This is a genomic window from Micromonospora sonneratiae (assembly GCF_042679305.1).
Taxonomy (GTDB): Bacteria; Actinomycetota; Actinomycetes; order Mycobacteriales; family Micromonosporaceae; genus Micromonospora_H; species Micromonospora_H sonneratiae.
The window spans coordinates 47,262-69,901 of record NZ_JBHTMP010000029.1 but is presented as its reverse complement, the minus strand read 5'-3'; the positions used below and the strand labels follow the sequence as shown (position 1 = coordinate 69,901).

The following is a 22,640-nucleotide window of genomic DNA, read 5'->3' as shown; positions in this document are numbered from 1 at the left end:
GGGCATCCGCGATCTGTCGCGTACGGCCATATCTGGAAGTTATCCGTGACAGTTGTCCTGGCGTGAGCACATTCGGGCAGCGGGTGCTGCTACCGGGCGGCGGCGTGACCTGGACGGTGCTGGGAGCCGATGGGCTGCCGCACGAGGCGTACGAGCGGTTCCTTGCGCACCACCGGGTCCTGTCGGCGCCCAACACGGTGCGGGCCTACGCCACCTCGCTGGGGTGCTTAGAGGTCTTCCTGCGGCAGACCGGTCAGCAGTGGGATCGGATCGGCCGCGACGACCTGGCGCGCTTCGTGCACTGGCTGCGCTTCGGCACCACACCGGACGTTGTCGACCTGGCCGGCGGGCGTGAGCCGACGCACGGCGAAGCTACCGTAGGGCTGCGGATGGCGGCGGTGGTCGCCTTCTACGAGTTCATGGCCGAGGAAGGTTTGGGCCCAGCGCTGGTGCTGCATCGCACCGCCCGCAGGCGGATCGGCGCGGGCCAGCCCTACAAGGGCATGCTGCACCACCTATCCTCCCGACGTCCGCAGCGCGCGCCGGTGTTCCGGTTGCGCGGGCGACGCCGGGACCGGCCTCCGGTGCTGACCCCCGTCCAGGTCCAGGCGATCCTGGATGCCTGCGCCTGGTGGGATGCCGCCGCTCTCGTGTGGCGGGGATCGGTGCGCAACCGGTTGCTGTTCGCGCTGCTGGCGGAGACGGGCGTGCGGCTGGGCGAGGCGTTGTGTCTGTTCCATGACGACTTCGTGGCTGGCCGGGGCGACACGCCGTACGTGCTGGTGACGCCGCGGGAGCATCCGCATCAGCAGCGGGTGAAGGGGTGGCGTTCCCGCCGCATCTACGTCTCGGACCGGCTGGAGGCCCTGCACGGGGACTATCTGTGGGACGTCTGCGACCGCGGCGGCGCCGAGGCGGTGGACAACCTGGGCCAATGGTGGCTGTTCGTCAACGTGGACCGGGAACCGCTGTTCGCCGCGATGCGCCCAGAGACCGTCTACGACACCGTGCGGCGCGTCAAGCGCCGGCTGGGCAATCGCATCCCGGCCGGCTTCACGCCGCACTGGCTGCGCCACACGCACGCCACCGCGTTGCTGATGTCCGGGGCACCGCTGCCGCTGGTCCAGCAGCGGATGGGCCACGCCGACGTGCAGACCACCATCAACACCTACGGGTGGGTGACCGAGGACGCGGCGCTGCGGGCGCTGGCCGGGTGGCAGTCCTTCGTCGGTGGCTGGGACGCCGCGCCGGTCGCGCCGTGAGCGCCACCGTCCGGCCGCTGCACCCGGCCGCCGTCACGCTGCCACCGGCGTGTGACCTGCCGCCGCTGCCCCGGTTCGCCCAGTGGGTGGAAGACGAGATGCGGCACCGGCCGGCGCACGCGGACCCGGCCAAGCGCGACAAGCTCGCCGCCGGCACCGATTCTCGATGGTGGGAAATCCCGGCCGGCTGGCCCGCCAGCAGCGGCCTGGTCAAACTCGACGTCGGCGGCACCAGCCGCGCCGAGGACACCTGGCCGACACTGCCGCACGGCGCGCGTCAGGAACTGGCCTGGACGCTGAGCACCGTCTGCGCTGGCGGTGGCGTGGTCAGCCGCATGGTGTTCAACGGCACCGTCGCAGCGGTCAGCTGGGCTCACCGACAGTACGGCTTGGCGTCGTTGGTCGACCTGACGCCGCAACAGTGGGCGCACGCGATCGTGCATCGCCGCGAGCACGAAGGCTGGACCAATCCGGGGCGGCGCCGCTCTGGCACCGCCGAGAAGAGCAGCCTGAACCAGATCGTGCAGTTCCTGGCCCGGCTGCAACGCATGGTCTGGCTGCACTACGCCACCGAGCATTGGTGGCAGGCCGAGATCTGGGATGCCGACATGGACCCCCGCATCCCGCGCCGCCCACACGAGCCGTGGATGTCGAAAGTCAACATGCTGCGGATCAAGCAACCGTGGCTGCGCGAGGCGACCCGGCTGTGGTTGGCCGACGGGATCACCCGGGACCTGATCCGCATCAGCACCGCGGTCGGGCGCCACAACTCCATTTGCAAGCTCGTGGTGTTCCTGACCGAGCGGGGCATCGACGTCGACCTACTGACCGCCGACCGAGCCAGTCTCAACGGCATCGCCCGTGACTTCGCGGTCTTCTGCCGCGACCCGGTCGGCCGGGGCGTGCGCCGCGCCCGCATCGTCGGGGCCCCGGGCGCCAACGCCGTGCTCAACGATGTGGCGCAGCTGTTCGAGTTCGCGGCCGACAACGCCGCCGAGCTCCGCCGTTTCACGGGCGTCGACGCGTGGGGTCGAGTCGGGGCCGAACATACGTCGGCGTTTCGGCGCATGTGCGCCCGCCGTGGTGAGGTCGCCCGCAAACGGGCCCAGATCACCTCCGGCGAGAAGGCATACCGTGACGCGGAGATCGCGACGATCCTGTCCCGCGCCACCGTCCTCGCGCTGCCAGAGTGCGAAACGTTCACCTACACCCATCGCGGCCAGCATTTCACGGTCGCCGGGCTGGGACAGGAACAGGCGTATCGCATGCTGCTGCTGCAGATCAAGACCGGGCGGCGGATGAGCGAACTCGCCCTGATGGACTTCGATCCGCTCCTGCCACTGCTCACCCCGGTCCCGGGGCCGGACGACGCCGACACCGGCGGCCGGCCGGTGGGCGGGGTCGCGTGGCTGCGCTACCAGCAGACGAAGATCGATGGCAGCGCCGACCGGATCGTCGTGGACCAGGAGTGCGTCGATCTCGTCCACGCGCAACAGGACTGGGTGCGGCGCTTCCTGACCGAGCAGGGCAGCCCCGTGCGGCAGCCGCGCTACCTGTTCGTCGCACCCCGGCAGAACCGCCACGGCAACCGGCCCTACCGCCCCGGCCACTACTACGAGGCGCTGGGCCAGTTCGTCGACGCGGCCCGCATCCACGACGAGCGCGACCAGCCGTTGCCGCTGACCCGCACCCACCAGTTCCGCCACACCGTGGCCACCAACTTCGCCAACGCCGGCGTCCCCGTGTACGTGCTGCAACGCTTCCTCGGCCACACCACCCCGACCATGTCGATGCACTACGTGGCCATCCGCGACGAGACCGCCGAACAGGCGTTCCTGAGCCTGGTCAAGATCGGCGCGGACGGCCAGGAGGTGCCGATGGACCGCACCACCATGTATGACCTGCTGCAACTGGACCGCGGCACCGACCGGGTCCTGCCCAACGGGCTGTGCCTGCTGCCACCGGCCCGCCAGTGCGACAAGGGCAACGCCTGCTACACCTGCGGGATGTTCGCCACCGACCGGTCCTTCACCGAGGTGCACCAGGAGACCCTGGAGCGGACCCGGACGCTCATCGCGCACCGGCAGCGCCAGCACGAGCAGCGAACCGGCCGGCCGATGGCCGAATCCAACGTCTGGCTCCGCGAGCGCCTCCAAGAAATCACCGCACTCGAACGCATCATCGAGCGTCTCGGCCAACTCCCCGAAGACCAACACAGCCTCCAAGGCGGCGGCGTCAGCGCCCGCGTCGCGCCAGCAGCACCGGTGCCGATCGAGATCACGCGCAAGCCGCGCCCATGACTGGGACATCACCCGACCGCCAGCAGCGCGTCGACCGGCTCACGGCCGCCGCCAAAGCCCGCACCCAACGCGCCCAGCAGCACGCCGAGAAAACCATCCGGCGCATGCTGCGTGACCGGCAGCCGATCACCTTCCGCGCCGTGCACCGCGAAAGCGGACTGTCGCTGGACTTCCTCTACGGCAACGAAACCGTGCGTTCCCGCATCGAGCACGCGCGCCACGCGGCAAGCCCACGGCCCGTCGGCCAGCCATCGCACGCCAACAGCGACAGCAGCGAGGGCACCGTCATCAGAGTCCTCACCACGCAGCTGCAGGCCGCCAAACGCGCCCACCGAGACGACGTCGACAACCTGCGCCGCCAGCTAGCCATCGCTACCGGTGAAATCCTCCTCCTGCGCGAGCGGATCCGCGCCCTCAACCTCCAGCACGGACCCACGCACGATGCACGAAGCGATGTCGACGAGATTCACCAGCCACCGGCCTCGTGACCTGCCGTCCTGACGCATCACCCGGTTCATCGTGACCACCGGAACGCGGAACACCGCTCGCGGGCGACCCGTGACAGCGAAGGTGACCGCACCATCGGGCAAGTACTCGTGGTCGATCTCGAGCTCGGGTTCGAGGAGCACGAGCGCGATCTCGTGAACCTGCTCCGGGTCGTACTGCCGCGTCCTTGCCGGCGGCGGCAGCCCGCCCGGTGCACCCACGCAAGCTTCACATCGACCTTGACCGCGTCGCCACGAACGTCCCAGGCCCCGCTGGTTGCCGCCGCCCGCCCAGTACGCATCTGAAGAGTCAGCGGCGACAACACCCGCACCGATCATCTCAGCGACCAACGGGCGCACGGCAAGCAGATCCCTATCGCCCGACTCCCAGGCGAGGAAACTGCGGTAGTACCCCTCAGGCGTCTTGTCGTCGTTCATGGCAGCCGTTCTACACCAGCGCCAGTCCGACCAGCACCACGACGAAGTCCCTCGTCGCGGACGCGTACGCGATGTGCCTGACCTGCAAAGAAACCGTTCAAGATCGAAAACCTACAGATAAGTCAAAGGCCACTGGCGTCACCTCCATAACGCTGACGGCCAGCGGTATCGCATCTGGATCCACCGGCACATCAAAGGACCAGACGGCGCCCCGCTGCTCCTCGGCGATGCCGTCTCCATCCTCGCCCGCTGACCACAAAGGAAAGGAAACCCCATGCCATCCGTCGAAGAGGTCCTTCAAAACCAGCAGAGGCACATCGACGAATTCGGGTGGGCGGTGACCGCTGTACTGCCCACCCAGGGGGAAAGCGGCTCCCCGTTCGCCTACACAGTCGGCCTGACCCAGCACGACTTCCCCGAACTGGTCATCGCCGGACTGCATCCCTACATCGCTCACACACTCCTGAACGACATGGCCCGACGCGTCCACGACGGCGCGCAGCGGCTCATCCACGGTCAACAGGTCAACGATTTGCTCGTCGGCTACGACGCGGTCATCGTCGAGGGGCCCGCCACCGAGGCGCTGCATCCCGGCACGGCCTACGCCCGATACGGCGAGGAACGCGTGCGCCTGCAGCAGATCGTGTGGCCGGACCAGCACGGCCGCTTCCCGTGGGATGACGGGTACGAGTACCCCGCGTACGTGCAACCGCTGCTGGGACGCCCGTAACTCAATCCTCGGAATCACGTAGGCAGTCAATGACTCGGCGCTGGGAATTGGTGCCACCGTCAACGGGAGTGCATTGCGCAGCAATTCGCGGTCCCCGCCCGTGGCCGCGCTCATCACCGTCGCAGCGACCACCGCCTTCAACGCTCCTCTCCGCCGCAGCTTCCGCGTCCTCGTCGACCCGAGCCACATCACCTACCTCCGGCGACTCAGTAGCCCCGGGCCCCGACACGTCGACTCCGGTGACCAGCCGTGCCGGCGCGCTCCCGGGTCGGCCGCCAACCGGCGGGCACGCCGCTGCGAACTCCGGCAGAACCCCGCGCCGAGATTCCCAGGTCAATCCGGTGCCACCTTTTCGCATCCGCTGCCCCGACCGCGGGCCCGTCCACCGCTGGGCGGGCCCGCATTCGCGGGCATCGCAACCTCTCAACTGGAGAAAGCCATGCCTCCGTCACAAAGCCCGCTGGTGCGGGTGGCCACGCAGTTCGGCTACGACCTCGACGAAACCTCTCTCCTCACGGATCCGCGCGTCGCCACGACCGACACGCAGGCCGCCCGGCTGTGCGCGGTCCTGATCGAGCAGGTCATCCGCATCACCGACAGCAACCTGCGCTACGCCATCAGCCGGACCCCGGACTACCTCCACGGCGTCGTCGCAGACAGCGTCACCGCGATCGAGCGTTCCTACCGCGCGGTCGCCAGGCTCCTCGCCATGGCGGTCACCAACGGTGCCGCACGGCAACTCGCCCCCGGCGGCACGCACACCGCCGACCCGTCGCTGTGGCGTCCCGGCGTGGTCCGGATCGCCAGCGCCGACGGCGGACCCTACCCCTGCCAGATCGAGCCCCGGGACTGGAACGGGTGGGTCCGGCCCCGGTTCACCCGCGACGTGGCCGCCCAGCTGATAGCTGACCTGAAGCAAGAGTGGCACCGCGGCGGTGAGCACCCTGGTTCTCTTCCTGGCCAGCTACTTGAGGGTGGCGAGGTGCTCCTCCTGCATGACGAGGGCGTCCAGGAGGTCATCTCGGCGGACGACGACGACATGTTCGCCGTGGGCGCCGGTACCTGGATGTGGGAGGAGTGGCCGTATTAGCCCTCCAGGTCACCGCCGAGGCCGCCGCGCTCACGGCCGGCTTCATCCCTGCTGCGGACCGCCCACGGCCGAGCAGCCCATACGATCCCAGCCTGCAACGGATTCTCCACATCGAAGAAGGGACGAGATGTTCAGGATCGTCGCTGTGTCTGTACGCGGACATCGATACCTGGAGGGAGGCCCGAGCGTTCACCCGATCAGCGAGGTACCCGCTGGTGTCGGCACCCGGTTCCTTGACCTCACCGCAGTACAACACCACGTGCGGCGCGAGTACCGAACGCTGTCGGTGATCTGGCGCGTCGAAGTCGTCAACGAACGTGGTGAGGTCGTATCGCGCGGCACGCGTGACGGCCTCAACGGCACCGGCAGCCGCTGGATGTGGCAAACCGCGTAAAGCCTGACCGGCCATCCACGCCACCCATTCCCGGCTCTGCTCGACATCCGGACACTCCGGCGAGCGGCATCAACTCCGCCCGCTCCCACAGCGTCATCCGTAGCTGACCGACGCCCGCTTTCGGCACCGCCACCAGTTGTCCGCCCCGCCCTTTGACGGTGGTTCGGCGCGGCACCAACCCCATTCCCGACCGGGAGGTGGCCGCGCCACAGGCGTGGCCACCTCCTGCCCATTTCCCAGGAGGAACAACAGATGGACTCTTCACCCGCACCAACGCACACCAGCCCCGACGGCGACTTGATCACCGAACCAGGTGGCGGTAGTCGTGTCCCCGCTGCACAGTTCGACGCGTCAGGGGACCGGAGATGACGACACCACCGGCGGGCACGCCCGCCACGCCCAACGGCGCGGCCGGCGGCAGCGGGATCAACGCGGTCAGCGGGCTGCCGAGGCTGCGTGCCGGCGAACTACAGAACCAGGTCCTCGCCGTCCTAGCCCTCACTGGTGTCGCCATGGACGTCAGCGACATCGCCGGAATCCTCGTCGGCCGGTCCTCCGGCGCGATCGGCCAGGCCTGCGACCGGATCGCCGAACGCGGCCACGCCGAACTGCTGCCCGGTTCACCCAAGCAGTACCGCATCACCTCAGCCGGTCTGGCCGAGCACCGGGCACACCCGACGCCGATACCGCCCGCGCTCCAGTCCGCCGCCGGTCGACCCGTGCCCGCCGCCCGGCCGGCGGCCCCCGCTCCACGCCCAGCATCGTCGAACAGCCCGGCAGCCTCGACTCTGCCACCGGCCAAATCCACGACCCGCGCGCCGAAGAAGCCGACCACGGGGCCGGTGCGGCGCCCGAACGGGCAGCTGTACCACCCGCGGCTGCTGGCCAAACGCCCAGACGTCGACGTGCTGCGAGACCTGCGCGCCGCCGACGTCCCCGTGCTGCTGTACGGGCCACCCGGCACCGGCAAGACCTCGTTGATCGAGGCCGCGTTCGGCACCGACCTGTACACGGTGCCCGGCGACGGCGACACCACGGTCGGCGACATCGTCGGGGACTACGTGCCCACCGACAGCGGCGGCTACGAGTTCGTGCCCGGCCCACTACCCCGGGCGATGGAAGCCGGCGGGGTCCTGTTCATCGACGACGCCACCCTGATTCAGCCGAAGGTCCTCGCCGTGGTCTACCCGGCCATGGACGGACGCCGGCAAATCATCCTCAAAGCCGCCGCCGGACGGGTCGTCACCGCCTCCCCCGGCTTCTACATCGTCGCCGGCCACAACCCGGGCGTGCACGGCGCCGTGCTGACCGAAGCCCTCTCCAGCAGGTTCTCCACCCAGGTGAAGGTGTCCTCCGACTACAACCTGGCCGCCGCGCTCGGCGTCGAATCCCGGATGGTCCGCGCCGCCCGCAACCTCGCCACCCAGTACGACAGCGGCGAGATCGGCTGGGCCCCCCAACTGCGGGAACTGCTCGCCTTCAAGCGGATCACCGACGTGCTCGGGGTCGACACCGCCATCGCCAACCTGATCGGTCTCGCCCCGGTCGAGGACCGCGAGGTGGTGCACAAGGCCGTCTGCCAAGCCTTCGGCCTGGCCAAAATCCTGCCCCTCGCCCTCGGCAACCAGCTGTAACTCCCGGAAACGAGGCAACCCATGTCGCTGTCGAAACACCTCAACCCCGACCCCGACGCCACACCCACCCCGCTGCCGGGCGCACGCGCCTGGCTCGGCATGTCGGCCGCGCTCAGCGCACACATCCCACCGATCGCCGGCCGCGAGGACCTGCTCGTCGTCATCGAACCCGGCGCCGGCGGCGGCGCGCCCGCCTGCTTCATCCGCGAACGCGCCACCATCGAAATCGACGGCAAGTACCTCGGCATCGACCCCCGCTCCGTGGACCCACACGACCCCGACGCACGAGAGAAGTACCCCGTGACGTGGGGACTGCTGGTGCACGAGGCCGCTCACTCCCAGCACACCCGCTGGGAGTTCGGGTCCGGACCCGCCCGGGTGGCCGAGGCCGCCGCGCTGCTGGAGGAGTCCCGCATCGAAGCCGCCCAGCTACGCCGCAGGCCCGGCGACCGCCGCTGGCTGCGCGCCGCGGTCACCAGGATCCTGCTCGACGACATCCCCACCACCGACGACCCGTGGGCCGCCGCCGCCAGCGCTGGGCTCGTCCTCGGCCGGGTCGACGCCGGTGTCATCGACCCCGACGAGGCCGAACAGCTGCGCCGCACGGTCGCCCGGATCCTGCGCCCCGCCCTGCTCAACACCCTCACCAGCATCTGGCGCGACGCGCACCAGGTGCCCGACGACGACACCGACGCCATGCTCGCCCTCGGCCGACGCTGGTGCGACGCCCTCGGCGTCGACCCCGACACCCCGCCACCCGCACCGCAACCTGGCCAGGCCGGGCAGGACAGCACGGGACAGGCAGGTACGGGGCAGGGCAGCGGCGGCAGCCCCGCAGGCGGGGGTGCCCTGCGCAACGCGGCCACCTCCGTGATCGGTGCCGTGGCCATCCACGACGCCGAAGCCGCCCAGGCCGCCGCTGCTGCCGCCGCCCGCGCCCAGCAGCGAGCCCAACAACGCAAGGCAGAGGCCGACCAGCAGAAACGGTCCCAGGACGCGGCCAACGCGGTGTTCGACACCGACGCAAGTACGGGTGGCGGAGGTGGTGCGAGCACCAACGGGAACCCGCTGGTCCGCAAGCAACCCCCCAGGCCTCGGACCCGGCAGCCCAGCGACGACGAGCGTGCCGCCGCACGGCAGCTCGCCCGGGCCCTGCGGGAGGCCGCCTACCGGGAACCGACCGACACAGTCACCACCTCGGTGACCCCACCCGGCCGGCTCGTCACCCGCGCCGCGCTCGCCGCCGACGCTCAACGCGCCGCCGGCCAAATCCCCACCTCCGAGCCGTGGCGGCGTACCGAACGCCGCCGCGTACCCCAGCCGCCGATCCACGTCGGCATCGTCGCCGACGTCTCCCCCTCAGTGAAGGCGTTCGCCGGACCGATCGCCTCAGCGACGTGGATCACCGCCCAGGCCACCGCCTGGGCCGGCGGCACCAGCGCCACCGTCACCTTCGGCCAGTACGTCACCGCCGTGACCCGCCCCGGCCAGCCACCGGAAAAGGTCCGACTGTTCGACAAGGAGGGCAACACGCAGGGCTTCCCCCTCGCGGTGGACGCTCTCGACGCCGCCCTCAGCCTGGCCGACCCACGCGGCGGCGCACGGCTGCTCGTCGTGGTCAGCGACGGCGAGTTCACCGCCACCGAGATCACCGACGGTCAGAAACGTCTGGACCGACTGATCCGCGCCGGTTGCGGACTGCTCTGGCTCGGCCCGCCCGACTCCCGGCCGCTGAGCGGCGCCCACACCACCGTCCTCGGCAACCCTGCCGACGCCGGACGCATCATCGCCCGCGCCGCCGCCACCGCATTACGCAACACCTGAACAACACCAGGGACGGCACCGTCCACACCGCCATATGCGGGCAGGGCGGCGCCAACCGTCCCCACGGAACGCTGCGGGCTATTGCCCCTGAGCACCTCGACATCGACATCTGGAAAAGGAGCAGCGACAGGCGTCCCGTCATCACACTGACTGACATCGACTCCCGCAACATCATCACCCTCGCCGTAATGGATTCACATGAGGAAGTGACAACGTACACGTTGCACACCGCCACCATCGACAGCGCGCCGCGAAAGACTGGAGCCCGAATCCTGCCCATCACGCACCCCGGTCCGCGAGACCACTGGAACAGGTAATGCTGGACGGCGGTCAACCATCGGCAGCACATCGGACGATAGAACTGGGCGGGACACTGCGGTGCCCCCGCCCAGCTGAGTAAGAAGCTGCTGCCGTTCTTGCGTTTCACCGCCGCCTTCGTATTCAGCGATGCGTCCGCCCAAAGCTTGCGGAGCTATGTTCGGCTACGCACGCGTCGCCAATGGAAGCCAGGGGCAAGGTCACGGCGTATGGTCGCTCCCCGACCGATCTACCGTGCGATCCCGGCGTATCCCTTGCGCGGGTATGCACCGAGCCAACAGGTGACGGCGGCGGCTGTCTCGCCCAGGTGACTATGACGGATGAACCGGGCTCCACCGGGACGTCCATAGCTGGCCCCACCGCAGCCTGATCTCGCCGGGCATCAAGTAGCGGTCCGTCACGGCCAAGGCTGCTGGCGCTGCCACGTGGAGCTGCGTGCTCATGTCGATGAGAGTGCGTTTTGATAGAGATGTAACGCGATTTGCAAGCCGCAACATGGAACGCGGGTATTGTGTTGGGTAACGGGCAGTCAGTCCGTCCGTGAATCAACCAACCTGCACCAAAGTAATATGGAGCAAGTCGGCTCATAGACGCGAGGCCGGGCGACATATTCTCGGCAGTGGCGTTGGCGTAGCTGGAAGGTCCGGCTATCGCGCGGCATCATCGGGTTCACGCACAAGCGAGAGCACCGTCCTCGCGTTCCAGCGCACACGACCGGGACTGGCCTGCAGCAGTTTTCCAAGGGACCGCGTCGGCCCGAGAAAGTGATTGATTTTTAAGTTCGACGTCTCGATCCGCGCGGTCCCGTCAGGTTCTTGGACCGTGACTTCGCCTAACGATTCCACTTCGGCCTGTAGGATCCACGGTTCGTTGCGGGTCGCATCCTGCGTAAGTGTCTCAAGCAGCGGTGCCATATCCTGCTCAAGCAGTTCGCGGAGAGCAACTACTCCTCGAGCTCCCCAGTTTCGGGTGGTGTCCAGCCCCGCGTACTTCAACATGTAGGCGCGCTCGCCGTCGGGGCGGCGGAGCAGGTCGTTGATGCTGGCTCGCTCGCCGGTCTCCAGAATGACGTGGTTGTCACGGAGGAGCGCGGTGTAAGGGAAAACAGCGCGCTGGGCGTCGTCGAAGTGACGCTTGTAGTCGGGATCGAACGGCAGGGCCATCGCCGCTTTCTGATCGAAGATGGGGATCGGTGGCAGGTCGAACCGAACCTGACCCACCGCTAGCTGGTGGAGGCGGATGCGGAACATGTCCTCGCTCACCAAGCCCGAATAGGAGTGGGCTCTGATGAGGTCGCATTCGTCTTTGGCTGCGTCCGGATCCAGGGCCCAGTAGCGAAAGTCGGGGCTGGTACGCCGAACCTGGTTGGCGAAGTAATGATTCTCATGCGGGCTGGTTGATGATTCGAACAGGTGAAGGATCTTCGCGCCTTCAGGGAATACGGTGTGCAGGTCTGCGGCGAACCGGGCAGATAGGGCGAGGCGCTCGGGCGCAAGAACGCGTTCTAGGGCATCGCATGAGCCCCACCAAGATCCAGGGCATTGGATTTCATAGATGACGCCGTCAATGCTCTCATCGGTGCGCACGAAGAGCGGGATGAGGTGTTCGGGGTCGAGATTCCGCCACTCACCTTCGGGAACCGGGGCGCTCCAGGTGGGGGCAGCCGTTATTTCTTCGGGCAGAGAGTCGGATTGCCACAGGCGAACGAGTGTCTCTTGATAGGAGCGCACGGTCGCCGACAAGTCGTCTGGCGAGAAGATCGGTGGGGGCAGCTCGAATTCCAACGGGCTTACAAAAACGCGAATGCCGATATCGGAGCCGGTACCGGCGGTCATCAGAGAGTCGATTGCTCGGTAGAGCTCGCTCACCTGCGGTAACTCCCATCGGCTTGTCGGTGTCGAACCTCATTGAGAGCCTTGAGGACATCAGCCGGGTCTTCGATGCAGGTCGCTGACTCGCGACAAAGCGCCAAGACACCTTCGACATCTTCGGGGCCAGGATCGGATCCCACCGCATCGAGTACGGATGCGACGGCGGCCCGGCCACTGCCAGGACCGATCAGGATCTCGTGTCGCCGCCCGAGGAGTCGAGCCTCAACGCCGGAGTACACCAAGTCGTTGAGCTCCTCGCTCATTGCCCTAGCCTTGATGATGGCGGCGGCATGCGTCCCGGTTGCCGTGCGGAAGGCGTCGCGACCCACGATCGGAGCATTATCGGTGACACCTCCCCCTAGCGCCTCGGCGTAGGCTGCGCATAAGGGGAGCAGGGCGGCAAGATCGAACGAGGTGCTACCATTCTCGGCTAGGAGGTAGATAAGCTGTTCGAGCGGTATGTTACCGGTCCTCTCACCTACTCCGGTGAACGTACCGCTAATCAAATCGGCCCCGGCTTCTACCGCCGACAGGGCGTTCGCAAGTGCGAGGCCCTTGTCATTATGCCCGTGCCACGCCACAGTCATTGTTGACCCGCGACGACGCAGATCCTTTACGGTGAATGCGACGTGCCGCGCGGCGTCGTCGGGTAAGCAGACGCCCACCGTGTCGTTGAGTACCAGGCAGGATGCGTGCGTGGCGGTGGCGGTCTCGAGCGCGTGTTCCAGGTCTGCTGGGCTGGTGCGGCTCGAGTCTTCGAACGCGACGCGAAAAGCCACACCCAACTGGCGCGCCCGGTCACAGGCGGCCCACAACCGCTGAAGCATGTCAGCGAGGGACCAGTCTTCAACACGTGCCCTGATTGCGCTCGTCGGGATATAGATATCCGCGAGGACCGGGTGGCCCGCACGGTCTTGAACGTCGGCGACGCTCTCGACGTCGCTGATGACAGCGCGCGCCATCACGACGGGCGTAATCGGAAGTCGCTCGCCGCCGGCCGTGCGTACCAAATCGACGCACAGGTCGGCCTCCGTTTTCGAGGCGCACGGAAACCCGACAAAGGAGAACGCAACTCCAATCGACGCGGTCATCCGTAGCAACTCCCTGCGTACGGCCATGTCGGGCCGCCGCGCCCGCACGCTCTGCAACGCGTCGCGGATGTCGTCCTCGACGCCAACGGCGGCCCACTCGGATCTCGCCACAGTCCAGGGGTTGCGCTCGCTCGGTGAGCTGGCGGGTGTCACAGGCTTGCCACGTTCGGGGGAGGAGATGTGAGCCGGTTGAGGCCATGGTGGTCCTCACCCCGCACGACGATGTTGCGGTGGCGCCCGTTGAGGAGCTCGTCGTGGTTGACCCTGACCGCCGGTGTCGTCAGACGGCTGACTACTCCGGTGCGCGGCGCCGCACTCGTATTGATGCCGGACCGGTGGACCAGCTTCTCGGAAAAGATGAAATATTCGCCCGGCTCCAGCACCATCGGCACTGCTTCCGCCTCGTCTGAGGGGCCAGTCACGACGCTTTCCTGGAACGGATCGCCCTGGCCGGCCACTTCGAGGGAGCGTACCTCGTGGTGTGAACCAGGCACGACATGGACACAACCGTTCTTCACCGTCGCCTCCGTAAGGGCGAGCCAGACCGAGACGTTGACCATTGGTTCGAGAGGCCAGTGGTTGAAGTCTTGATGCCAAGCCACGGCGGCGGCGCCGGGAGCCTTGTGCCAGACGTTGGATCTCCAGAGGACAAGATCTGGCCCCAGGAGCGCCGCGACACGGTCCAGGACCGACGGAATCGTGCACAGCTCGAAGACGAGTCGACTGTCCAGATGCCGACAATGCACGCGAGGGCCGACCGCGAGTTGATCGGGCCCCACGACATCGTGTGAGACGGTCGCGGCGAGCTGTTGCGCCTCGTCTGCTCCCATCGCCCGATAGGGACCGAGAAAGCCCTGGTCTTGGTACCTCCGATGTTCCTCATCGTCCAACACATGGGCTCCTATCTGACCTGTCAAGAGCGGGAGCAGGACAAGGCCAGACGCGTAGGCGCCGGCCCGATACATTTTGACCTACCATGGAGTCTGGGCGACCGCTACAGTGTCACCGCCAATCAGTTTTGCGCGCCGGTCCCTTTTGGATGGGTTGACTGTGAACGGATGAGGCAGGGAGGCGAAGCGGACACCATGGGGGCACTTGACAACGCGATCCGTCGAGACTGGAACCGGTGGGTGGGAACAGAACTGACCGGCCTGCGAGTACAGGACCTGGGCCAATGCGACTCTGCGGCGCTACAGCAGCTCGTAACCGCGCGCGGTGTAATCGTGCTGCGTTCGCAAAACCTCGACACCAACTCCTTGATCAAGTTCGCTGCTCTCCTGGGCGACGTCGTCGCCCATCCCATGAAACCGCACGATTTCCACCCCCAAGCGTTCCGTCTGCACAACGACGGCGACTCCACATACGCCGACGGGGACACCTGGCACTCTGACCTGACCTGGATGAAGGCCCCGCCACTGTACTCAGTGCTCATGCTCGACACACTGCCGTCAATCGGCGGGGACACCGCCTTTGTCTCCAATCATGCCTTGTTACAGTCGATGTCCCCTACGTTCCGCGATTTCATCGGTAGACTCAATGCCGTCCACCAACGCACCTGGAATGGCGAAATCCTCGCGGCCGCCCACCCCATGGTGGTGCGACACCCAATCAGCGGCCTGCCTTGTCTCTACGCCAACAGCGGTTACACGACCTCAATCAACGGCTTGCGTGCCTCCGAAAGTGATGCGCTCCTTGCGCATCTACGTATGACCGTTGCCCTCGGCGTCGACTTCCAGTGTCGCGCCGCATGGCAGGAAGGGACTGTCGCTGTATGGGACAACCAAGCCGTCCAGCATCACGCAAGTTGGGACTATCACCCGGACACGCGCTCGGGCTGGAGGGTCACGGTCAAGGCTGCACAGCCCACACCCGCGACATGAACGCAGCACGCGCAGGCTCGACGGTCGCATCCTGCTCCACTACCAACTCCCTGAACGCCAAGATGCACTCAGAGGTAGAGCAGCAACGCAAGCCAAGTCTGACTGCCTTCGAGATCCAAGCACTCAGCGCAGGAATCAACCTCACGGACGGGCACCCTCGGCAAGACCTGACTCCGAGCCAGCGCAAAATCGTGGAGCGACTGCCTCAACTGTTCGACCAGGCCGGCTCGCAGGACTTCAACGAGCTGGAGCGGCGTAGCCAGCGCGCCTTCATGGACGCCGTCGGGCAAGCGTGCGCTCCGGTCGAGTCTGGGCGGGTGCACAGCATTTACGCCAGCAGCGTGGCGACCACCGCAGTCGGGTACGCGATGGCACGCTGCGGAGGAACGATCGCCCTCCTCCATCCGACGTTCGACAACCTCCACGATCTGCTTAGTCGGCACTTGCACGTAGTGCCGCTTGAGGAACCGTACGACGCCGCCGCCGCGCCCGCCGCAGTCGCAGCGCAGGGCGCCACGGCGATTTTCCTCACCACCCCGAACAACCCGACGGGCAGTTACCTGGACGAGAGTCAGCTACAGGACCTGATCACCGGGTGCCTGAAACACGATCTGACACTGTGCCTCGACACGTCCTTCCGCGGGTTCGACCCCCGCGCGCAGTTCGATCACTACGAGCACCTCGAAGGTTCCGGCGTCCGTTACGTCGTGATCGAGGATACTGGGAAGCTCTGGCCCGTCCTCGAGCTCAAGTTGGGTTTCATCGCGGTGAGCAAACACTGGCAAACCGAGTTCGAGCAGGTGCTCTCCGACATCTTGCTAAGCGTCTCTCCTCTGGTGCTGTCCCTGGTCGAAAAGCTTGCCGAAGACGCCGCGAACGGAGGGCTTCAACGATTGCAGGAGCTGATGATTGTCAATCGGACGACAGTCGCCAACGCGGTCGCGGAGATGCCCGGAGTCGTCTGCCCAGACACCGACGCGCGGGTGTCGGTAACGCGCATCCAGTTCCCGAGCGCAGTCGCGGCTGACCGCGTGCACGCCGGATTGCTTGAGCGCGGCATCCACGTACTGCCGTGCGGACCCTTCCATTGGGCGCAGCCGCAAAAGCCCGTCGACACTCTCAGAGTTGCCCTAGCCCGTAATCCCGACGAGGTCGCCCGTGCCATGACTCAGTTGCGGGACGTCTGGACCGAGCTCAGGGCGTAGCCATACAACCACTGGATGGATCTCGCGGCCGCGTCCCGCTCGAAGAACTGCGCATGAGTGAGCACGACGTCGTGGCCGGACTTTCTGAGTGGCGATTGAGAGGCCTTTTTTCGGGCACGTTCAGCAGGCGTCGCGTCTGGCGTTAGCCGGGCCGCCGCAGTCCAAGCAGCGGATCATAGTGCTAACCACAGCCCAGCAGGTCGGACGCTTCCGAGACGGACGGGTCGCGTTCGTAGTCATAGGCCAAAGCCGGCAAAGACATTCGGGCAGTTGACTGAGGAGGCTCGCGTGCGATTCGTGACCTACGAACACCAAGGCACCTCCAGCGTCGGGGCCGTGTTCGACAGTGATGTCGTTGACCTCAATCAGTGGGCGGGCCGCCGTACCGACGGGGCCGACTGGCTTAACGATGTCGCCGATCTACTGGCCGACGCCGAGATGATGCGTGCCGTCACGGTGACCGGGTTGCCGCGGACATCACCTACCGCACAGCTGGTGGACCTCCAGCTGCTCGCCCCTGTGCTCCGGCCGACCAAGGTTATCGGCGTCGGAATGAATTACCGCTCGTTTGCACGCCAGCTTGGTGAACCCGACCCGCAACACCTTTCGGTGTTCCACAAGACCTCATCGGCGTTGAACGCACACCAGCGGGCTGTCGAACGGCCGCTTCATGTTCGGGAGCTCGTACCCGAGGGCGAACTCGCGATCATCATCGGCCGGCGAACGCGGCGAGTCAGTGCCCTAGAAGCATGGGACAGTATCGGCGCACTAAGCTGCGCCAACGACATCAGCGCAAGAGACCTCGAATTCCGCACCAGCCAGTGGACAGCGGGCAAGATGCTGCCGACATCGTGCCCACTCGGTCCATTCGCAGTGACGCCGGACGAGGTCGATCTCGACGCCGGTCTTGATGTCTCTACCTACCTAAACGGCGTCGAGATCCAGCGCGGACGCACCACAGACATGTTCTTTTCGGCGGATGAACTGATTGCTGCGCTATCGTTCCTTGTCGACTTGGAGGTGGGGGATGTTGTGCTGACTGGCACGCCGTCTGATCTCGGCGCGTGTGAACCTCCGGTATTTCTTCAAGATGGCGCAGTCGTAGAGGTTGAGGTCACCCATCTGGGACGACTCACCAACACGGTAAGGGACCTGATGTCGAGCGCCACGCCTCACACGTGAGGCATATCGAGCTTCTGTGTCTCGCCGGTGACCTGCCCTGTGAGTGTCACGGAGAGCACGACGACGTCGAAGATCATCCGCATCTGCGTGGCTCGGCGGACAGCATGCTCCAGCTGCGTGTCGGTCTGCTCTTCGACCGGCTGTACGGCTCGGATGGGGCGAGCCTCCGTTGAAAGGTTTCTAGGCGAGTTGTCCGGTGCCAGATGGTTTCCGTTGGCTCGGCTCGACCCCGGGTATGTGTCGATCATAAGGAGTTCTTGCCATCCCCGCCTACGCGCCGGCCTCGTTGCAGCCGGTTCACCAGCGCGCGTGCCAGAGCGGTCGTCTCGTCGCTGACCTCGGTGTCGATGTCGTCGAGGGAACGGGCGAGCTGGCGTTGCAGGTCGCGGATCGCCGCAGGGTCGTCGAGCTTCGCGTGGGCACGCATGGCTGCCTGGTACAGCGTCTCGGCGTAGGGGCTGTGGCTGATCGCGGTGGTGAGGGCGGCGAGCGCCTCGCCGGGTTGGTCGTCGAGCGCTTCGGCCAGGGCGAGGGTGGCGTCGACGGCCTGCCGTTGCACGGCCTCTCGGTACGGTTCGATCCACTCGTAGCCCTTGCCGTTGGCGAGGGGTCCTCGGTAGGTGTTGACGGCGCGGCGCAGGGCGGCGATACGGTCGGTGGGGCTCGTGGCGCGGTTCGCCTCGTCAAGGGCGTCGCTCATCCGCCACAGGTCCACGTCGACTGCCTCCCGGTGCAGGATGTAGCGCCGGTCGGGGTGGGACAGGTAGGTGGCGGAGCCGCCGGTGCGCTTGAGGACTCGGCGCAGGTTGTAGACGTAGGTGTGCAGCCGGTGGGGTGCCTTGCTGGTCGTGGCTTCGGGTAGCAGGTCTTCCAGGATCGCCTCTTGGCTCGCGACACCTCCCCGAGCTGTCAGGTAGACCAGCAGTTCGAGCGCCTTGCCGCGCAATGGCTGTGTCGTGTCGATGTCTACGACGCGGGCGTCCCCGAGCACCTGGACGTCGACCCGCCCGGTCCCGGCGTCTTCGCCGTCGTCTTGTCGCGCGGCGTCGTCCTCGCCGGCTTCGACTTGGTCGTCCTGGGTTGGCGGTTCGACTGTCGCCGATTCGGTGGCGGGTTCGTCCACGGCGGTAGCGGCGGTGGACAGTTCGCGGTTCGGCTCGGTCGGATCGGACGGCGGGACCGTCTCTTCGTCGCTGTGGGGCGTTTCGCTGCTGCTTGCGGCTGTCTCAGCGTCGGGCTGGGGGTCGGCTGTGGGCAGTGGTGCGCGCTCCGCGGGAGCCGGTGGCTGGGGCTCGCCGGTGTGGGACTCGGCGAGGACCCGAAGTAGGTCGGTGGCCTCGGCCGGGTCGATGACGGTGAGGCGTCGGACGTCGGCGGGATGGCGGCCGTGCCGATTCGCGTCGCCTTCGGCGGGGCTGGTGGATCCGTCCTGGGCGACGACGACGGTGTCGCCGTCGGGCCAGGAGCCGAGCAGGACGCCGTGGATGTCGAGCCGTTGCCCTTGGGTGAGCAGCGCGGCGATGCGGGCGCGCTCATGGGCTGCGGTGGTATCGGCGATGAGCACCATCGGCGGTAGGGGCTCGGCCATGGGGTCCAGGTTCCGCAGGCCGGCGATGGTGTCGACCTCGTAGTCGAAGCACACCCGGGTGCGGTGCAGGGTCTGTTCCTCCAGCAGTGTCAGGGCGTCGGTGAGCCCGCCGGTGACGGTCAGGCGTGGGGTGTCCGGCACGGTGACTGCGGCGGCCCCCAACAGCGTCGCGAGGGTGCCGGAGGGGATGACGACGTAGCTGCGGCCGTTGGGTTCGTCCAGCCCACCGGCGGCGAGGGCGGACACCAGGAAGCCCCGGGCAGCGGCTTCGGCGCCGGGGCCGGTCAGCCCCAGTCCGGCGGGTGGCCACACCTCGATCACCGGGCTGGTGAGCGCGGGCGTAACCGGTTGCGGAACGTCTGTCAGGACGTTGTCGGGTTCGTCGTCGGCTGTGTCTGTCTCGTTCGTGTCGGGATCCGCAATGAGTTTGTCGAGCGGGGTGTCGGGAATCGTCTCTGGGGTCGGTGTCCTCACTGGCTTGGGCAGGCCGCGACGGATCCGGGTGACCACGTCCGGCATCGGCTCGACGGTCGGATCATCTAGGCGTAGCTGCGGTGTGGGTTGCCTGGGGGTGTAGCGGCGACGGCGGTGCGCCCAGACGAGAGCGACGGCTGCGAGGATCGCGGCGACGAGCCCGAGGTCGAGCCAGCTGCCGGTTCCGAGTGAGACACCGGGCGACGGTTCGGGTCGCGGCGTGGGAGTCTGCTGTTCTTCGGCAGGTGTGTCCGGGCTGGCCGCCGGCCCGGCAGAGGCGGTCGGCGACGGGGCGGGCTCCGCCACGCCGTCGTCGACATGGTGGGGCGACGGCGTGCTGGAGTTGGGCGACGGACTTTTGGGTTTCTCTGATGGTGGCGGGGTGGGTGCTGGCGCGGGGGTGTTCGGCGCTGGCTTTTCGGGCCCCATTGTGTCGGGGGCGGCGGGCCGTGGTGGTGTGCCGGCGGGTGGTGTGGCGTCGTCGGGCAGTTCCAGGGTCCAGCCTGGGTAGATCAGGTTCGGGTTGGTGAGTGTTCCGCCGACATCGTGGAAGTGGGTGCCTCGGTTCAGGGCGAAGATTTCTGGCCAGCGGTTGGGGTCGCCGAGCCATTCCTTGGCGATTTCCGACAGGGTGTCTCCGCGCTTCACCTGGCAGGTGTAGGTCTGCCCGGATGCGACGAGGGTCAGATCGCCAGCCACCAGCCGGACTGGCACCGGATCTCCCGTGCCCGTCCGCTTCGGCGTCAGTGCTGTTGTCTGCTGGCCTGGTGCTTCGTGAATGCCCGTGGCCGCCGACCGGGCGGTAGTGGTGGTTGAAACGGTGGTCGCTGCGGTCGCGGCAGCGACAGTGGTGCTTGTGCTGTGACCGGTCGCTTCGGCGGCCCGGGTCAGGGTCGGTGCGGCCTGGGCTGCGGTGGCGAGGACACCGCCGGTGATGGCGGCTACCAGGAGTGCGGCGAGTCCTCGTGCTGGTGCGATGGCTTTGGGCTGCGGTAGGCGGATGCCCGCCACCGCCTCGAAGATCTCCACGATCAGTGACCAGATGAATGCCGCCCAGGCCACCCAGAGCAGGCACACCACAATGTTGCCGAGCATGATGTCGGTCAGTGGTGACGTCAGGGCGGTGCCGATGTCCTGCCAGGTGGGGACATGGCGGGGCAGCGGCCAGCCGATGTAGTGGACGAGCGCGTACGGCACTCCGGCGGTGAGTATGACCAGGAGCGTGAGTCCGGCCAGCCGTCGGGCCGTGGCGGCGAGGAATGCGATCACTGGGACTCCCGGTCGGAGATAGGTGGGGTCAAATGGGTGCAGTGACGCCGGTCAGGGGGGTGGCGGTCGCGGTCGCGGACACCGGCAGGCTGGTGATGCCGACGAGCGTGAGTAGTTGGGTTTGTCGGGTGCTGGTGATGGTGACGGTGACGGTGGTGGTGGAGGCGGACGCGGTGACCTGCCCTTCGACACCGGCTTGCTGGGCGAAGGCCTTTGCTGCTGCGGCGGCCTGGGCGGGCTGGAGTTGGATGGCGCCGGTGGTCCGGTATATGTCGAGGTCGATTTCGCGGGCGCCTGCGCGGGCGGCGGCCTGGGCGAGGTCGAGCAGCCGGACCTTGTCGGACATGCCGAGGCCGAGGTCGAGGACGAGGCCGGCGAGGATCAGAACGATGAGGACGCCGACGGTCGTCCACGGGGTGATCTGGCCACGGTCGTCCCGCTGAATCTGCTGTAGGCGGGTGCGTAGTCGCCTCATGGCATCGACCCGATGTAGCGGTCAATGGGCTGCGATGCGGTGCCCGATAACGTCACGGCACCGGGTAGGCCCAGCCCGAACAGGTCTTCCAGGTGCACGGTGCAGACCACGGTGACGGAGACCTGACCGCCCGGGGCCATGCCGCCGGTGTTCACGGTGGTGGTGTGGGGTTGGCAGGTCATGTTCCGGCTCTGCAGGGTCGCGGCGGCGGTCTCCTTCCCGCCGGCGACGGCTCCGGCTGGGGTGCGGGCGAGCGATGCCTGGCGGGCGGCGGCTGCTGCGGCGGCGTGCACGTCGCTGTTGGCCGAGGCCAGTCGCAGGCAGGCGATGATGGCCAGCGCGGCGAGGACCATCAGCGGCACGTAGGTCAGCGCGATCTCGGTGCTCACCGAGCCCTCGTCGTCTCGCAGCCTGGCCAAATGGCGGGCGAGCCGGCGTTTAGGGTTGGATGGCGTGGCCCTACTCATCGGCGGCCTTCCCTGGTGCGGCGAGTCCCTGTGTGTCGGGGCGGAACCGTTCGACCGGTGCGGTCACCGTCGTTGACACGCGGAGAGACAGAAACGGTACGACCCGCGGTGCGGTGGCCCTGATGTGGACGGTGGCGGTGTCGGCCGTGCGGGTCACGTTGATCTGCCGGTTGCTGACGAGGCTGCCGGCGATTTGGCTGAGGATGGCGTTGGCGTCTGCCTGTCCGGCTGCGACGGTGCCGCCTTCGACCCGGGTCGTCTGCAGCGCGTGGTTGGCGGCGTGCTGGACGGCGAGTTGGGCCACGCCCCAGGTCGCGAACTGCACACCGAGCAGTACGAGCAGCATGAGCAGCGGGGTGTAGAGCACCATTTCGGTGGTAACCGAGCCGCGGTCACCGGCGAGGCGGTGTCGACGTCGGCGTGGGCGTACGTCGGTCATCGTTTACAGGTTGATGCCGGTGATCTTCGTGATGATCTTGGATTGGAAGATCGCGTACACGCCGACGACGAGTATGACCAGGAACGCGATCCACAGCACTTTCTCGGTGGTTTCGGAGCCGCGGTCGCCGCTGTCACGTAGGCGGCGGATCCGGTCGGTCAGGGTGAGGCGGACCAGGGTCAGTAGGGCGAGTGCTCTGGGCACGACGGGTACTCCTTCTGTAT

General features: G+C 67.2%; 20 protein-coding genes and 1 pseudogene. 12 read left to right on the top strand and 9 right to left on the bottom strand.

Features of this window, described 5'->3' with window-relative positions:
- Positions 1 to 62: 62 nt before the first annotated feature.
- The 3 genes and pseudogenes from ACFQ4H_RS19425 to ACFQ4H_RS19415 form a co-directional block, all read left to right on the top strand.
- Entirely contained in the window at positions 63 to 1,262 is a 1,200-nt protein-coding gene (locus tag ACFQ4H_RS19425; protein WP_377572412.1) for a tyrosine-type recombinase/integrase, read from the top strand.
- Positions 1,259 to 3,562: a tyrosine-type recombinase/integrase gene (locus ACFQ4H_RS19420; RefSeq protein ID WP_377572411.1), complete on the top strand. Its 2,304-nt coding sequence runs from the start codon at positions 1,259 to 1,261 to the stop codon at positions 3,560 to 3,562. Before ACFQ4H_RS19425 ends, ACFQ4H_RS19420 begins: the two co-directional genes overlap by 4 nt.
- Positions 3,559 to 3,828 (top strand): annotated as a pseudogene (locus ACFQ4H_RS19415) (DUF6262 family protein); the annotation flags it as partial. The gene ACFQ4H_RS19420 and the pseudogene ACFQ4H_RS19415, both read left to right, overlap by 4 nt.
- Before the next feature lie 96 nt (positions 3,829 to 3,924).
- Here ACFQ4H_RS19415 and ACFQ4H_RS19410 read toward each other — a convergent pair.
- The gene (locus ACFQ4H_RS19410; RefSeq protein ID WP_377572410.1) at positions 3,925 to 4,485 is read right to left on the bottom strand and encodes a hypothetical protein; all 561 of its coding nucleotides are present in this window, start codon (positions 4,483 to 4,485) and stop codon (positions 3,925 to 3,927) included.
- A gap of 274 nt (positions 4,486 to 4,759) precedes the next feature.
- On the opposite strand from ACFQ4H_RS19410, the gene ACFQ4H_RS19405 reads away from it, so the two are divergent.
- The 5 genes from ACFQ4H_RS19405 to ACFQ4H_RS19385 all read left to right on the top strand — a co-directional run bounded on the left by ACFQ4H_RS19405 (position 4,760) and on the right by ACFQ4H_RS19385 (position 10,157).
- Positions 4,760 to 5,215: a DUF4262 domain-containing protein gene (locus ACFQ4H_RS19405; RefSeq protein WP_377572409.1), complete on the top strand. Its 456-nt coding sequence runs from the start codon at positions 4,760 to 4,762 to the stop codon at positions 5,213 to 5,215.
- 439 nt (positions 5,216 to 5,654) lie between these two features.
- Complete coding sequence (locus tag ACFQ4H_RS19400; protein ID WP_377572408.1) at positions 5,655 to 6,305, top strand: hypothetical protein; 651 nt, start codon at positions 5,655 to 5,657, stop codon at positions 6,303 to 6,305.
- 127 nt (positions 6,306 to 6,432) lie between these two features.
- Positions 6,433 to 6,699, top strand: a complete 267-nt coding sequence (locus ACFQ4H_RS19395; RefSeq protein ID WP_377572407.1) for a hypothetical protein — start codon at positions 6,433 to 6,435, stop codon at positions 6,697 to 6,699.
- Between the two features lie 365 nt (positions 6,700 to 7,064).
- Complete coding sequence (locus ACFQ4H_RS19390; RefSeq protein ID WP_377572406.1) at positions 7,065 to 8,333, top strand: AAA family ATPase; 1,269 nt, start codon at positions 7,065 to 7,067, stop codon at positions 8,331 to 8,333.
- 21 nt (positions 8,334 to 8,354) lie between these two features.
- The gene (locus ACFQ4H_RS19385; RefSeq protein ID WP_377572405.1) at positions 8,355 to 10,157 is read left to right on the top strand and encodes a hypothetical protein; all 1,803 of its coding nucleotides are present in this window, start codon (positions 8,355 to 8,357) and stop codon (positions 10,155 to 10,157) included.
- A 965-nt stretch (positions 10,158 to 11,122) separates the two neighbouring features.
- Here ACFQ4H_RS19385 and ACFQ4H_RS19380 read toward each other — a convergent pair.
- From ACFQ4H_RS19380 to ACFQ4H_RS19370, 3 genes are read right to left on the bottom strand one after another with little or no spacing between them, the layout of a single operon-like run.
- Positions 11,123 to 12,343, bottom strand: a complete 1,221-nt coding sequence (locus ACFQ4H_RS19380; RefSeq protein ID WP_377572404.1) for a glycosyltransferase family protein — start codon at positions 12,341 to 12,343, stop codon at positions 11,123 to 11,125.
- On the bottom strand, positions 12,340 to 13,548 hold the full coding sequence (locus ACFQ4H_RS19375; protein ID WP_377572403.1) for a hypothetical protein: 1,209 nt from the start codon (positions 13,546 to 13,548) through the stop codon (positions 12,340 to 12,342). Before ACFQ4H_RS19375 ends, ACFQ4H_RS19380 begins: the two co-directional genes overlap by 4 nt.
- A gap of 38 nt (positions 13,549 to 13,586) precedes the next feature.
- Complete coding sequence (locus tag ACFQ4H_RS19370) at positions 13,587 to 14,330, bottom strand: phytanoyl-CoA dioxygenase family protein (RefSeq protein ID WP_377572402.1); 744 nt, start codon at positions 14,328 to 14,330, stop codon at positions 13,587 to 13,589.
- Positions 14,331 to 14,567: 237 nt separating this feature from the next.
- On the opposite strand from ACFQ4H_RS19370, the gene ACFQ4H_RS19365 reads away from it, so the two are divergent.
- From ACFQ4H_RS19365 to ACFQ4H_RS19350, 4 genes are all read left to right on the top strand, one after another.
- Positions 14,568 to 15,317 carry a TauD/TfdA dioxygenase family protein gene (locus ACFQ4H_RS19365; protein ID WP_377572401.1) on the top strand — a complete coding sequence of 250 codons (750 nt, stop codon included), beginning with the start codon at positions 14,568 to 14,570 and terminating at the stop codon, positions 15,315 to 15,317.
- Positions 15,314 to 16,522, top strand: a complete 1,209-nt coding sequence (locus tag ACFQ4H_RS19360) for an aminotransferase class I/II-fold pyridoxal phosphate-dependent enzyme (RefSeq protein ID WP_377572400.1) — start codon at positions 15,314 to 15,316, stop codon at positions 16,520 to 16,522. The genes ACFQ4H_RS19365 and ACFQ4H_RS19360 overlap by 4 nt, the downstream gene beginning before the upstream one ends.
- 288 nt (positions 16,523 to 16,810) lie before the next feature.
- On the top strand, positions 16,811 to 17,704 hold the full coding sequence (locus tag ACFQ4H_RS19355; protein ID WP_377572399.1) for a fumarylacetoacetate hydrolase family protein: 894 nt from the start codon (positions 16,811 to 16,813) through the stop codon (positions 17,702 to 17,704).
- Positions 17,701 to 17,877 (top strand): hypothetical protein, encoded by a 177-nt coding sequence (locus tag ACFQ4H_RS19350; RefSeq protein ID WP_377572398.1) that lies wholly within the window; start codon positions 17,701 to 17,703, stop codon positions 17,875 to 17,877. The genes ACFQ4H_RS19355 and ACFQ4H_RS19350 overlap by 4 nt, the downstream gene beginning before the upstream one ends.
- 71 nt (positions 17,878 to 17,948) lie before the next feature.
- Here ACFQ4H_RS19350 and ACFQ4H_RS19345 read toward each other — a convergent pair whose 3' ends face one another.
- The 5 genes from ACFQ4H_RS19345 to ACFQ4H_RS19325 are packed head-to-tail and all read right to left on the bottom strand — an operon-like array spanning position 17,949 to position 22,620.
- Positions 17,949 to 21,035 carry a BTAD domain-containing putative transcriptional regulator gene (locus ACFQ4H_RS19345; RefSeq protein WP_377572397.1) on the bottom strand — a complete coding sequence of 1,029 codons (3,087 nt, stop codon included), beginning with the start codon at positions 21,033 to 21,035 and terminating at the stop codon, positions 17,949 to 17,951.
- Between the two features lie 28 nt (positions 21,036 to 21,063).
- A complete protein-coding gene (locus tag ACFQ4H_RS19340; protein ID WP_377572396.1) occupies positions 21,064 to 21,510 on the bottom strand; it encodes a pilus assembly protein TadG-related protein in 447 nt (148 codons plus the stop codon).
- Positions 21,507 to 21,977, bottom strand: coding sequence for a hypothetical protein (locus ACFQ4H_RS19335; protein WP_377572395.1), 471 nt, complete (start codon positions 21,975 to 21,977; stop codon positions 21,507 to 21,509). The genes ACFQ4H_RS19340 and ACFQ4H_RS19335 overlap by 4 nt, the downstream gene beginning before the upstream one ends.
- Positions 21,970 to 22,416: a TadE/TadG family type IV pilus assembly protein gene (locus ACFQ4H_RS19330; protein ID WP_377572394.1), complete on the bottom strand. Its 447-nt coding sequence runs from the start codon at positions 22,414 to 22,416 to the stop codon at positions 21,970 to 21,972. Before ACFQ4H_RS19330 ends, ACFQ4H_RS19335 begins: the two co-directional genes overlap by 8 nt.
- A 3-nt stretch (positions 22,417 to 22,419) precedes the next feature.
- Positions 22,420 to 22,620 (bottom strand): hypothetical protein, encoded by a 201-nt coding sequence (locus ACFQ4H_RS19325; RefSeq protein WP_377572393.1) that lies wholly within the window; start codon positions 22,618 to 22,620, stop codon positions 22,420 to 22,422.
- Positions 22,621 to 22,640: the final 20 nt, after the last annotated feature.